The organism is Tistrella mobilis (genome assembly GCF_039634785.1).
GTDB lineage: Bacteria > Pseudomonadota > Alphaproteobacteria > Tistrellales > Tistrellaceae > Tistrella > Tistrella mobilis.
This window is the reverse complement of record NZ_JBBIAB010000015.1, coordinates 1-12,278: the sequence shown is the minus strand read 5'-3', so window position 1 is coordinate 12,278 and position 12,278 is coordinate 1. Positions and strand designations below refer to the sequence as shown.

Annotated in this window: 11 protein-coding genes, 1 tRNA gene and 1 riboswitch; of the genes, 7 read left to right on the top strand and 5 right to left on the bottom strand. The window is 68.1% G+C overall.

Features of this window, described 5'->3' with window-relative positions; translation table 11 throughout:
- Window positions 1-40 precede the first annotated feature (40 nt).
- Together WI697_RS19375 and WI697_RS19370 are read right to left on the bottom strand one after the other, a co-directional pair.
- Window positions 41-117, bottom strand: a tRNA-Asp gene (locus WI697_RS19375).
- Window positions 118-144: 27 nt separating this feature from the next.
- A complete protein-coding gene (locus tag WI697_RS19370; protein ID WP_296715414.1) occupies window positions 145-336 on the bottom strand; it encodes a hypothetical protein in 192 nt (63 codons plus the stop codon).
- Between WI697_RS19370 and WI697_RS19365 the strand changes: the two genes are divergently transcribed.
- Entirely contained in the window at window positions 335-889 is a 555-nt protein-coding gene (locus tag WI697_RS19365) for a hypothetical protein (RefSeq protein WP_345959625.1), read from the top strand. The genes WI697_RS19370 and WI697_RS19365 overlap by 2 nt on opposite strands.
- Before the next feature lie 82 nt (window positions 890-971).
- On the opposite strand, the gene WI697_RS19360 is transcribed toward WI697_RS19365, so the two are convergent.
- The 3 genes from WI697_RS19360 to WI697_RS19350 form a co-directional block, all read right to left on the bottom strand.
- Window positions 972-1,787, bottom strand: coding sequence for a MetQ/NlpA family ABC transporter substrate-binding protein (locus tag WI697_RS19360; protein ID WP_345959624.1), 816 nt, complete (start codon window positions 1,785-1,787; stop codon window positions 972-974).
- Window positions 1,788-1,924: 137 nt separating this feature from the next.
- Window positions 1,925-2,002: riboswitch (SAM riboswitch) on the bottom strand.
- A gap of 151 nt (window positions 2,003-2,153) precedes the next feature.
- On the bottom strand, window positions 2,154-3,452 hold the full coding sequence (locus WI697_RS19355; protein WP_345959623.1) for an O-acetylhomoserine aminocarboxypropyltransferase/cysteine synthase family protein: 1,299 nt from the start codon (window positions 3,450-3,452) through the stop codon (window positions 2,154-2,156).
- A gap of 231 nt (window positions 3,453-3,683) precedes the next feature.
- On the bottom strand, window positions 3,684-4,898 hold the full coding sequence (locus WI697_RS19350) for a LeuA family protein (protein WP_062761989.1): 1,215 nt from the start codon (window positions 4,896-4,898) through the stop codon (window positions 3,684-3,686).
- 209 nt (window positions 4,899-5,107) lie between these two features.
- Here WI697_RS19350 and WI697_RS19345 point away from each other — a divergent pair, with 209 nt between their 5' ends.
- The 6 genes from WI697_RS19345 to WI697_RS19320 all read left to right on the top strand — a co-directional run bounded on the left by WI697_RS19345 (window position 5,108) and on the right by WI697_RS19320 (window position 12,126).
- The gene (locus tag WI697_RS19345; protein ID WP_345959622.1) at window positions 5,108-6,034 is read left to right on the top strand and encodes a LysR family transcriptional regulator; all 927 of its coding nucleotides are present in this window, start codon (window positions 5,108-5,110) and stop codon (window positions 6,032-6,034) included.
- A gap of 107 nt (window positions 6,035-6,141) precedes the next feature.
- Window positions 6,142-6,639, top strand: coding sequence for an NAD(P)H-dependent oxidoreductase subunit E (locus tag WI697_RS19340; protein ID WP_345959621.1), 498 nt, complete (start codon window positions 6,142-6,144; stop codon window positions 6,637-6,639).
- Window positions 6,636-8,207 carry a formate dehydrogenase beta subunit gene (locus WI697_RS19335; RefSeq protein WP_345959620.1) on the top strand — a complete coding sequence of 524 codons (1,572 nt, stop codon included), beginning with the start codon at window positions 6,636-6,638 and terminating at the stop codon, window positions 8,205-8,207. The genes WI697_RS19340 and WI697_RS19335 overlap by 4 nt, the downstream gene beginning before the upstream one ends.
- A gap of 11 nt (window positions 8,208-8,218) precedes the next feature.
- On the top strand, window positions 8,219-11,059 hold the full coding sequence (gene fdhF / locus WI697_RS19330) for a formate dehydrogenase subunit alpha (RefSeq protein ID WP_345959619.1): 2,841 nt from the start codon (window positions 8,219-8,221) through the stop codon (window positions 11,057-11,059).
- The gene (gene fdhD / locus WI697_RS19325; RefSeq protein WP_345959618.1) at window positions 11,046-11,876 is read left to right on the top strand and encodes a formate dehydrogenase accessory sulfurtransferase FdhD; all 831 of its coding nucleotides are present in this window, start codon (window positions 11,046-11,048) and stop codon (window positions 11,874-11,876) included. Before fdhF ends, fdhD begins: the two co-directional genes overlap by 14 nt.
- Before the next feature lie 16 nt (window positions 11,877-11,892).
- Window positions 11,893-12,126 carry a formate dehydrogenase subunit delta gene (locus tag WI697_RS19320; RefSeq protein ID WP_062761983.1) on the top strand — a complete coding sequence of 78 codons (234 nt, stop codon included), beginning with the start codon at window positions 11,893-11,895 and terminating at the stop codon, window positions 12,124-12,126.
- Window positions 12,127-12,278 lie beyond the last annotated feature (152 nt).

Below are 12,278 nucleotides of genomic sequence, written 5' to 3'. Positions count from 1 at the left end.
CATCCAGAGATGAACCGGGCGTTTTCAAAACCCGAGCGAGTGGCGGGAGTGACGGGACTTGAACCCGCGGCCTCCGGCGTGACAGGCCGGCGCTCTAACCAACTGAGCTACACCCCCGTAGCCTCTCGCGTGCCCCACCGTGTCTCAGTGGGTGCGCGGTTTATAGCCAGTCGGCGTGCGCTTGAAAAGCCCTTTTTTTCGACCTTGTGACGATTGCGCGTCGCCGCCACATGTTGAACCAAGAGGGCCGGTATCGGCGCCGGTCCGAGCACCAAAGTCGAGGACATCACCCATGCCCTTCCAAACCGAGGTCCGCCCGCCGAGTTCGACGATCATGCTCACCGCGCTCCGGATGCTGGCCATGCAGCCGGCCGACAAGCACCGGGTGGGGGAGCGTCTGCTGCAGGATCTGGCGCGCATCGCGCCCAAGGCGGCAGAACTGTGCGATCCGGCGGCGCGGGCCGAATTCGACCGCCGCGTGGTCATCGATCTCCGGCGCCTGCTGGTCTCCGGGTTGATCCGGCGGGTCGGCGACGGCCTGCTCGGCATCACCGATCGCGGGCGCGAGGCGCTGAAGGAGAACCCGGAAGGGCTCGACGACACCGTTCTGATGCGCTACCCCGAATTCCGCGCCCATCTGGCCCGCCGCCGCGGCCTGGTGATCGACCCGGCCGCCGGGCTGGACGGCGCGATCGAGCCGCCGGCCGATGGCGGCGATACGCCGATGCGCAAGGCGCCGGTGGTCCGCGAGCTGCAGGAAGGCTTCATCGCTTTCCTGGACGGCCAGACCGCGACCGACAACCCCTATGAAACCGACACCCAGGCCTTCATCACCTGGGAAGAGGGCTATTGGGAGGCGGCAGGCATCGCCCGCAACGAGATGGCTTGAGCACGACACCACAGCCCGACATGCAAACGGGCCGGCCGGGGATATCCCCGGCCGGCCCGTTCTTCGAGATCTGCGGGACGGATCACCAGGCGACGACGAGCGCGCCCTTGTACTGCTCGTTGATCCAGTCCTTGATCTTCTGGTCGTGATAGGCCTCGACCAGGGTCTTGGCCCAGGCGGCGTCGGCATCGACCTTGCGGACCGCGATCACGTTGGCATAGGGCGACTCGGCCGCCTCGCGCGCGATCGGGTCCTTCACCGGGTCGAGGCCCGCCTCGACGGCGTAGTTGGTGTTGACGGCCGAGGCTGCGGTGTCGTCGAGCGAGCGCGGCAGCTGGGCGGCGTCGAGTTCGATGATGCGCAGGTTCCTGGGGTTCTCTGCGATGTCGAGCGGCGTGGCCTTGAGACCCGCCCCCTCGCGCAGCTTCAGCACGCCCTGGGCCTGCAGCAGCAGCAGGGCGCGGCCGCCATTGGTCGGGTCGTTCGGGATGGCGACCGAATCGCCGTCCTTCAGCTCGGCCAGGCTCTTGATCTTCTTCGAATAGATGCCGAGCGGGAAGACCACGGTCTTGGCGATCGACACCAGACCATAGCCGCGATCGGCATTCTGGTTGTCGAGATAGGGCTGGTGCTGGAACGAGTTCGCCTGGATGTCGCCCGCGGCGAGCGCCTGGTTCGGCACGACATAGTCGCTGAACTCGATGATGTCGATATCGAGGCCCTTCGCGGCGGCGATCGGCTTCACCTGCTCCAGGATCTGGGCATGGGGGCCGGGGGTCACGCCGATCTTGATCTCTTCGGCCTGTGCCGCGCCGGCGGCGACGAGCGTATAAGCCGCGCCTGCGGCGACGAGGCCGAGGATGGCGGCCGCGCCGCCCAACGTCTTCAGAATCCGCATCTGGACTGGTGTCCCTGCATCTTGTCCGTCGGATCGGGGCCACGGGGGCGGCTGCAACCCTGATCCCGTCCGGCCGCCTCACCCTTGCGGGAGACCTGCCGGACCAAACACGAAAAAACCCGCGTGACAGCGTCGCGCGGGTTTCCGACCCCTCCGCTTTAGCTGCATTTGTAACGCGCCCGCAAGCTGTGGCTCAAATCGGCGCGACAGCGGCACCCTAAAACACCGAGACGCTTACGTCAATTGCCGATCCACAACACGGCAGCCATGTGGAAACCGCAGGCAATCCTGCCCGATTGCGAAACGGCAGCGGGCGCATGGTGAAAGCCATGCGCCCGCTGCCGGCATTCCGCAGGGACCGGCCGATCAGGCCGCCGTCGCCGCCGCCAGCGCCTGTTCGATATCGGCGATGATGTCGTCGACATGCTCGATGCCGATCGAGAGGCGGACATAGCCCGGGGTCACGCCCGAGGCCTTCTGCTCCTCTTCCGACAGCTGGCTGTGGGTGGTGGTGGCGGGGTGGATCGCCAGGCTGCGCGCATCGCCGATATTGGCGACATGATAGAGCAGCTTCAGCGCCTCGATGAAGGCGCGGCCGGCCTCGGCGCCGCCCTTGATCTCGAAGCCGATCAGCGCGCCATAACCGCCCTTCAGATACTTGTCGGCGCGGGCGCGCGCCTCACCCTCGGCCAGGCTCGGATGGGTGACGGTCTGCACTGCCGGATGCTCCGACAGGAACTTGGCGACCAGGGTCGCGTTCTTGTTGTGCTCGCGCATGCGCAGCGGCAGCGTCTCCAGGCCCTGAATGGTCTGGAAGGCGTTGAAGGGCGAGGCGGCGCAACCCAGGTCGCGCAGCAGGGTGACGCGGGCCTTGATGATATAGGCGATGGGGCCGAGCGGCTTCACCGCCTGGGTCCAGACCGCGCCGTGATAGCTGGCATCGGGGGTGTTCAGCAGCGGCTGACGCTCGGGGAAGGCCTCCCAGTCGAAGGTGCCGCCGTCGATGATGATGCCGCCGATCGAGGTGCCGTGGCCGCCGATATACTTGGTGGTGGAATAGACCACCACGGCCGCGCCATGTTCAAGCGGCCGGGCGATGATCGGGGCGGCGGTGTTGTCGATGATCAGCGGGATGCCGAAGGACTTGCCGATCTCTGCGACCTCGGCGATCGGGAACACCCTGAGCTTGGGGTTCGGCAGGGTCTCGCCGTAATAGGCGCGGGTCCGGTCGTCGGTCGCGCGGCGGAAATTCTCAGGATCCGACGGGTCGACGAAGCGGACCTCGATGCCCTGCTGGCGCAGCGTGTTGGCAAACAGGTTCCAGGTGCCGCCGTAAAGATCGGTCGACGAGACGACATTGTCGCCCGCCTGGGCGAGGTTCTGGATCGCCAGCGCCGAGGCCGCCTGACCCGAAGAGACGGCGAGCGCCGCCACACCGCCTTCAAGGGCGGCCAGGCGCTGCTCCAGCACGTCGGTGGTCGGGTTCATGATCCGGGTATAGATGTTGCCCAGCTCCGACAGCGCGAACAGGTTGGCGGCCTTCGCGGTGCTTTCGAACTGATAGGAGGTCGTCTGATAGATCGGCACCGCCACCGCGCCGGTGGTGGGGTCCGCACGATAGCCCGCATGCAGAACGGCCGTCTCGGGGTGACGGTACTGGGTCATCTGGTCTCGCTCCCTGGATGGTGCCGGGCCCGGATCATGTCTTGAAGGGGGCAGTGCCGGCCCGTTGCGGCACTGTATATAAACGACACCCATTGTGGAACCGGCTTCAAACACAAAAAATCTTTGTCAATTTGGCGGAAAAAAGCTCCCGGCGATGATGACCGCCGGGAGCAGAAGGGGCCGGGAGGCCCTGCGGGACAGGGAAGAGGATGCCTTGCGGCCTGCGGCAGCTCAGCCGGGCAGGCCGGTGCCGCTGTCGGCCACTTCGCGATAGAGGGCGACCAGCGCGCCGTGATCGTTGAAGCGGTCGGGGGTCGGATCGGCCGCCAGCCGGTCGCAGACCGCATCGATCTTGTCGATGTCGATCACCACCCCGGCCTCGGCCAGGCGGCGGGTGATGGCGTTGCGCGGCGTGCCGCCGACCATGACCGCATTGGGGCGAAGCGCCGCCACCGGCCGCACCGGCCAGGCCTCGGCCGTGCGTGCCCAGCCGAGATGGGTGGGGGCGGTGACGGTGCGGGCCTCGGTGCCGAGCAGCGGCTTGGTCGGCATCAGCGGCAGGCGGATCATCTCGCGCAGGGCATGGGCGGCCTCGATCACCGGCTCCAGCGCCACATCGGTCGCAAGCCCCATGCGCGGGCCGTTGAGCCGCAGCTGGGCGATCGCCTCTTCAAGCGCGGTATTGCCGGCCCGCTCGCCGATGCCGCAGAGCGTCGCCTGGAAGCTGTCGGCGCCGGCTTCCAGCGCCGCCAGGGTGTTGGCGAGCGCCAGCCCCATATCGTCGTGGCAATGGGCCGAGAGGATCACGTCCGGACCGACCCAGGACCGCATGGCGCGCACCAGGGCGGCGAATTCATGCGGCAGCGCGCAGCCGACCGTATCGGGGATCGCAACCGTGCGCGCGCCTGCCTCGACCGAGGCCTTGAGCAGACGCTCCAGGAAGGGCAGAGAGCCGCGGGTGGCGTCTTCCGGGGCGACGGCGATGTCGTCGAACCCTAGAGAGGCCGCATGGCGCACGCTGCGCACCGCTTCCTCGATCGCCTCTTCGGCGGTGATCCGGCGCTTGTGCTCCAGATGGATTTCCGAGCCGACCAGCAGGATCTCGATCTGGGCATTGCCGCTGGAGCCCAGCCCTTCGGCGATGATGTCGATGTCGCGTTCGGCGGCCCGGCAGAAGGCGCAGATCCTGCTTGCCCGCGGGCCCTGGGCCATTTCGCGGAAGGCTTCGAAATCCTCGCCCGACGAGGCCGGAAAACCGCCTTCGACCAGATCGAGGCCCAGCGCATCCAGCCGGCGGAACATCGCCACCTTCTGCTCGGCCGACATCACATTGCCCGGCGCCTGCTCGCCGTCGCGCAGCGTGGTATCGAAGACCATCACCCGTCGCGGCTGAGGTGCGGTGGCGGGCTGGCGGATGTGAACGATGCCGTTCTCGGTGGTGTCCATGGCTTGCCCCGTCGCTGGCTGCTGCCGATCGTGCAGAACCCTATGATCGTGGCGCGGGCCTGCATACACAACCACTGGTACATATACCTGACGGTTTTGTCGATCCAAAACTTGCGCACGTCTGGCGCGATGATACGGTCCCGGGATTGGCAGCCCCGGATCGGGGCGTTATCACTGCATGTTTCTCCCGTCTGCCGAGGAGCTGCCCCTTGATCGACCGGCTGGAGTTTCTGCTGGCCCTGTCCCGCGAACGCCATTTCGGCCGCGCCGCCCAGGCCTGCGGCGTGTCGCAGCCGACGCTTTCCGCCGGGGTGAAGGCGCTGGAAGACCTGCTCGGCACCATGCTGGTCCAGCGCGGCTCGCGCTTTCGCGGCTTCACGCCGGAAGGTGAACGGGTGTTGGACTGGGCGCGGCGCATCGTCGGCGATGCACGCTCGATGCGGCAGGAGATCGATGCGCTGAAGCGCGGCCTGTCGGGCACGCTCAGGATCGCGGTGATCCCGACCGCGCTGGGGATCACGCCGCGGCTGACCACCGGCTTCCGGATCCGCAACCCCCAGGTTCGTTTCGCCATCCGCACCTGTACCTCCACCGAGGTGCTGCAGCTGGTCGATGATCTGGCGGTGGAGGCGGGCATCACCTATCTCGACAACGAACCGCTCGGCCGGGTGGGGACGGTGCCGCTCTATCGCGAGCGTTATCACCTGCTGACCGCCGCCGACAGCCCCGAGGGCGGCCGCGCCTCCATCGCCTGGGCCGAAGCCGCCGGGCTGCCGCTCTGCCTGCTCAGCCGCGACATGCAGAACCGCCGGATCATCGACGGCATGCTGGCGGCCGCCGGCGGCGATGCGGCGCCGCTGCTCGAATCCAATTCGGTCTCGGTGCTCTCGGCCCATATCCGCACCACCCGCTGGTCCACGATCATGCCGGTGGGGCTGGCCGAGGCGCTGGGTCTGGTGGGCGACGGCCGGATCAATGCCGTGCCGCTGGTCGATCCGGATGTTTCTCACCAGGTCGGGCTGGTCGTACCCCAGCGTGAGCCGATGATGCCGCTGACCGCGGCCCTGGTCGCGGAAGCCCGGCGTCTGGTGGCCGCCGACAGCGCGTCGATGCCCCAACCCCGATCGCGACGATAGGAAAAGCTGATCGTGTAACGGAAACGCGATATTGATGCGGGGCCGGCCCGGGGCCATCCTCACCTCAGAGGACTTTCGCCCAGGACAACCAGAAAACGGGCCGGGGAATGACGCGATACGACAGCTGGACGCCCGAAAAGGGCGCCCTGATCATCGGTGATATGGCGGCGGAGGGCCGGACGGCCCTGCTGCCGATCCTGCACGAGATCCAGGCGAGCTTCGGCCATGTGCCGGCCGAGGCGGTGCCGATGATCGCCGAGGCGCTGAACCTGACCCGGGCCGATGTTCACGGCGTGGTCAGCTTTTACCATGATTTCCGCGAAACGCCGGTGGCGCCCCGGGTGCTGAAGCTCTGCCGGGCCGAAGCCTGCCAGGCCGCCGGTGCCGACCAGGTGGCCCGGCGGGTGGCGGAGCGGACCGGCCTTGCCTGCGGCGAAACCTCGGCCGACGGGGCGCTGGCGGTGGAGGCGGTCTATTGCCTGGGCCTCTGCGCCACGGCGCCGTCGGCCATGCTGGAAGGCCCGGGTGTCGAGGGCGGCCGACGGCTCGGCGCAAGGCTGGGCGGGCCCCGGCTCGAACGCCTGATCGACGAGGCGGTGCGATGAGCGTGACGATCTACCTGCCCAAGGATGCCGCTGCGCTGGCGCTTGGCGCCGACGAGGTCGCGGCCGAACTCACCCGTCTTGCCCGTGCAGCCGGGCAGGATCTCAATCTGGTGCGCACAGGATCGCGCGGTCTGTTCTGGCTGGAGCCGATGATCGAGGTGGCGACCCCCGGGGGCCGCATCGCCTATGGCCCGGTGGAGGCATCCGATGTCGAGGGGCTGGTCGCGGCCGGTCTCTTCGAGGGTGGGGCCCATCCGCTGCGGCTCGGCGCCCCCGCCGCGATCCCCTTCCTGGCCCGCCAGACCCGGTTGACCTTCGCACGCACCGGCATCGTCGATCCGGCATCGGTCGAGGATTATCGCGCCCATGGTGGCTGGGCCGGGCTTGAACGCGCGCTGGAGCTGGGGCCCGAGGGCATCGTCGAAGAGGTGGTGCAGTCGGGGCTGCGCGGCCGCGGCGGGGCGGGTTTCCCGACCGGCGTGAAATGGCGCACGGTCGCCGCCGCCAGGGCGCCGCAGAAATACATCGTCTGCAATGCCGACGAGGGCGACAGCGGCACCTATGCCGACCGGATGATCATGGAGGGCGACCCCTTCGTGCTGATCGAGGGCATGGTCATCGCCGGCATCGCCGTTGGTGCCAGTCGCGGCTATGTCTATCTGCGCTCGGAATATCCGCATGCCGCAGCGGCCTTTGCCCTGGCGCTCGACGCGGCCCGCCGGGCCGGACTTCTGGGCGCGCGCATCGGCGGCTCGGCCCATGATTTCGACATCGAGCTGCGCATGGGCGCCGGCGCCTATGTCTGCGGCGAGGAAACCGCGCTGCTCGACAGCATCGAGGGCAAGCGCGGTCAGGTCCGTGCCAAGCCGCCGCTGCCGGCGCATCAGGGCCTGTTCGGCCGGCCGACGGTGATCAACAACGTCATCTCGCTCGCCAGCGTGCCCTTCATCCTGGCCGAGGGCGCGGGGGCCTATCGCGATTTCGGCATGGGGCGGTCGCGCGGTACCATGCCGATCCAGCTGGCCGGCAATGTCCGCTTCGGCGGGCTTTACGAGACCGGCTTCGGTGTCACCCTTGGCGAGCTGGTCGACGAGATCGGCGGCGGCACCGCCAGCGGCCGGCCGGTGCGGGCGGTGCAGGTGGGCGGGCCGCTGGGGGCGTACTTCCCCCGCGCCTTGTTCGACACGCCCTTCGACTACGAAGCCTTCGCGGCGGCCGGCGGGCTGATCGGCCATGGCGGGGTGGTGGTGTTCGACGACACCGTCGACCTGCGCGCCCAGGCGCGGTTCGCGATGGAATTCTGCGCGATCGAAAGCTGCGGCAAATGCACGCCCTGCCGGATCGGCTCCACCCGCGGGGTGGAGGTGATCGACCGGATCGGGGCGGGGGATGCGAAACAGATCACCCTGCTGCGCGACCTCTGCGAGACCATGAAGTTCGGATCGCTTTGCGCGCTGGGCGGTTTCGCCCCCTATCCGGTGCTGAGCGCGCTCGATCATTTTCCCGAGGATTTTGGCCCCGAAGATTTCGGTGCTGGCGCGGCCGGGTCCGCCGCCGCGGCCGAATGAGGAGACCGGACATGTCGCTGATCCACGAAACCGATTACGGCACCCCGGCCTCGCACGCCACCGCCATGGTGCGGCTGACCATCGACGGCCGCGAGGTAGAGGTGCCCGAGGGCACCTCGATCATGCGGGCGGCGACCGAGGCCGGGGGCGCCATCCCCAAGCTCTGCGCCACCGACATGCTCGATGCCTTCGGGTCGTGCCGGCTGTGCCTGGTGGAGGTGGAGGGGCGCAACGGCACGCCCGCCTCGTGCACCACGCCGGTGGCCGACGGCATGGTGGTCCATACCCAGACGCCGCGCCTGCAGAAGCTGCGCCGCGGGGTGATGGAACTCTATATTTCCGACCACCCGCTCGACTGCCTGACCTGTGCCGCCAATGGCGATTGCGAGCTGCAGGACATGGCGGGCGCCGTGGGCCTGCGCGACGTCCGCTACGGCTATGACGGCGCCAACCATCTGGTGGCGGAAAAGGACGTCTCGACGCCCTATTTCACCTATGACCCGTCGAAATGCATCGTCTGCTCGCGCTGTGTCAGGGCCTGCGAAGAGGTGCAGGGCACCTTCGCGCTGACCATCGAGGGGCGCGGCTTCGGCTCGCGCGTCGCGGCCGGCCAGGGCGAGGCCTTCTTCGACAGCGAATGCGTGTCGTGCGGCGCCTGCGTCCAGGCCTGCCCGACGGCGACGCTGACCGAGACCACGGTGATCGAGATCGGCCAGCCCGAACGCTCGGTCGTTACCACCTGCGCCTATTGCGGGGTGGGCTGCACCTTCAAGGCCGAGATGCGCGGCGAAGAGCTGGTGCGGATGGTGCCCTACAAGGACGGCAAGGCCAATCGCGGCCATTCCTGCGTCAAGGGCCGCTTCGCCTGGGGTTATGCCACCCATCGCGAGCGCATTCTGAAGCCGATGGTGCGCGAGCGGATCACCGACCCCTGGCGCGAGGTGTCGTGGGACGAGGCGATCGGCCATGTCGCCCGCGAATTCCGCCGCATCCAGGCCAGATACGGCCGCACCGCGATCGGCGGCATCACCTCGTCGCGCTGCACCAATGAAGAGACCTTCCTGGTTCAGAAGCTGATCCGCGCCGGCTTCGGCAACAACAATGTCGATACCTGCGCCCGGGTCTGCCATTCGCCGACCGGCTATGGGCTGAAGACCGCCTTCGGCACCTCGGCCGGTACCCAGGATTTCGATTCGGTCGAACAGTCGGATGTGGTGATGGTGATCGGCGCCAACCCCACCGACGGCCACCCGGTCTTCGGATCCCGGCTGAAGAAGCGGCTGCGCCAGGGGGCGAAGCTGATCGTGGTCGATCCGCGCCGGATCGATCTGGTGCGCACGCCCCATGTCGCCGCCGCCCATCACCTGCCGCTGCGCCCGGGCACCAATGTGGCGGTGCTGACGGCACTCGCCCATGTCGTCGTCACCGAAGGCCTGGTCGACGAAGCGTTCGTGCGCGCGCGCTGCGACATGGAAAGCTTCGGCGCCTGGGCGGAGTTCGTCGCCGACCCGGCCAATTCGCCCGAAGCCGTGGCGCAGTATACCGGCGTCGACCCCGACGAGATCCGCAAGGCCGCCCGGCTCTATGCCACCGGCGGCAATGCCGCGATCTATTACGGGCTGGGCGTCACCGAACACAGCCAGGGGTCGACCACGGTGATGGCGATCGCCAACCTCGCCATGGCCACCGGCAATCTCGGCCGGCCGGGGGTGGGCGTGAACCCGCTGCGCGGCCAGAACAACGTTCAGGGCGCCTGCGACATGGGCTCGTTCCCGCACGAGCTGTCGGGCTATCGCCATGTCGCCGACGATGCCACCCGCCAGATGTTCGAGGAACTCTGGGGCGTGGAGCTGGATCACGAGCCGGGGCTCAGGATCCCGAACATGCTGGATGCCGCCGTCGGCGGCAGCTTCAAGGGGCTCTATGTCCAGGGCGAGGACATCCTGCAATCCGACCCCAACACCGCCCATGTCGCGGCCGGGCTGGCGGCGATGGAATGCGTGGTGATCCAGGACCTGTTCCTGAACGAGACCGCCAATTACGCCCATGTCTTCCTGCCCGGCTCTACGTTCCTGGAAAAGGACGGTACCTTCACCAATGCCGAGCGCCGCATTCAGCGGGTGCGCAAGGTGATGTCGTCGCGCTCGGGCAAGGCCGATTGGGAGATCACGCTCGACATCGCCCATGCCATGGGCTTCCGCATGGATTACAGCCACCCGTCCGAGATCATGGACGAGATCGCACGGGTGACGCCGACCTTTGCCGGCGTCTCTTACGACCGGCTCGACGCGTTGGGCTCGATCCAGTGGCCGTGCAACGAAAAGGCGCCCCAGGGCACGCCGGTGATGCATGTCGACGGTTTCGTGCGCGGCCAGGGCCGGTTCATGATCACCGAATATGTGCCGACCGACGAGAAGACCGGGCCGCGCTTCCCGCTGCTGCTGACCACCGGCCGGATCCTCAGCCAGTACAATGTGGGCGCCCAGACCCGGCGGACCGAGAATGTGCGCTGGCATGAAGAGGATCTGCTGGAGATCCACCCCCATGATGCCGAGGAACGCGGCATCCGCGACGGCGATCTGGTGAAGCTGCAGAGCCGCGCCGGCGCCACCGCGCTCAAGGCGCTGATCACCGACCGGGTGGCGCCGGGCGTGGTCTACACCACCTTCCATCACCCGATGACCCAGGCCAATGTGGTGACCACCGACTATTCCGACTGGGCGACCAACTGCCCAGAATACAAGGTGACCGCGGTCCAGGTCTCGCCCTCCAACGGCCCCACCGACTGGCAGGCACGCTATGACGATTTCGGCCGTCAGAGCCGGCGCATCGTGGTCGATGCGGCAGAGTGACCGCGAGGAGCAGCGCCCCCTGGTCGGGGTGACGCCCACGGGCTGGCACGAGGCCCGTGTCAGCCGGCGGGCGCGCACCATTCCCGACGAGGTGGCGGTCGCCTTCACCTACAACCAGAGCACCCATGCGGTGATGATGGCGAGCCCGGCCGATCTGGAAGATCTGGCCGTGGGCTTCAGCCTGAACGAGGCGATCGTCGAGCATCCCGGCCAGATCGAGGAGATCCGGGTGGCGGTGCTGGAGGACGGCATCGATCTGCGCATCCGCCTGGATGCCGACCGCGCCGCCGGGCTGATCGAACGGCGCCGCCATGTCGCGGGGCCGAGCGGCTGCGGGCTTTGCGGCATCGACAGCCTGGCCGGCGCCATGCGGCCGCCGAAGACGGTGGGGGCGGGGCTGCGGCTGACGCCCGATCAGGTGCTGGCGGCGCTGGACGCGCTGGGTCCGCATCAGATCTGGGGGCGGGAAAGCCGGGCGATGCATGCCGCCGGCTGGTGGCATCCCGATCGCGGCATGGCGCTGGTGCGCGAGGATGTCGGCCGGCACAATGCGCTCGACAAACTGGCGGGCGCACTGGCGCTGGGCGGCCTGCCCGCGTCCGAGGGCGTGGCGGTGATCACCAGCCGGGTCTCGATCGAGATGGTGCAGAAGGTGGCGATGGCCGGGATCACGGTGATGATCGCGGTCTCGGCACCGACGGCGCTGGCGATCCGCACGGCCGAGGCGGCCGGCATCACCCTGGTCGCGGTTGCCCGCGCCGATGGTTTCGAAGTCTTCACCGGGGCCCGGCGGATCGCCGGCCTCGACCTGTCCTGAGGAAAGCTGACCGCCGATGTCCCCCGACAAGCTGGTGATGATGGCCAACCAGATCGGCCGTTTCTTTGTGGCCCAGGGCCCCGATCAGGCGGCCCAGGGCACCGCCGAGCATATCCGCCAGTTCTGGGACCCGCGGATGCGCGCGGCGATCCTGGAGCACCTGGCCGCCGGCGGCGAGGGCCTGGACCCCCATGTCCGCCGCGCGGTGGAGATGCTGCGCGACGGCGGGGGAACGGCTGCCGGCGCTTAGTGCTACAGTTGCATATTATATCTTTCGCCCGATGCGAAATGGCCGCAACCGCTTGATGTGACTGCCGCCACCGAAACCATGCCCAGACGTCCCCTGCGTGGCGTTGTGTCGCGAACAGAAGCCTGGAGAGAAGCCGCCTGATTTCAGCTGTA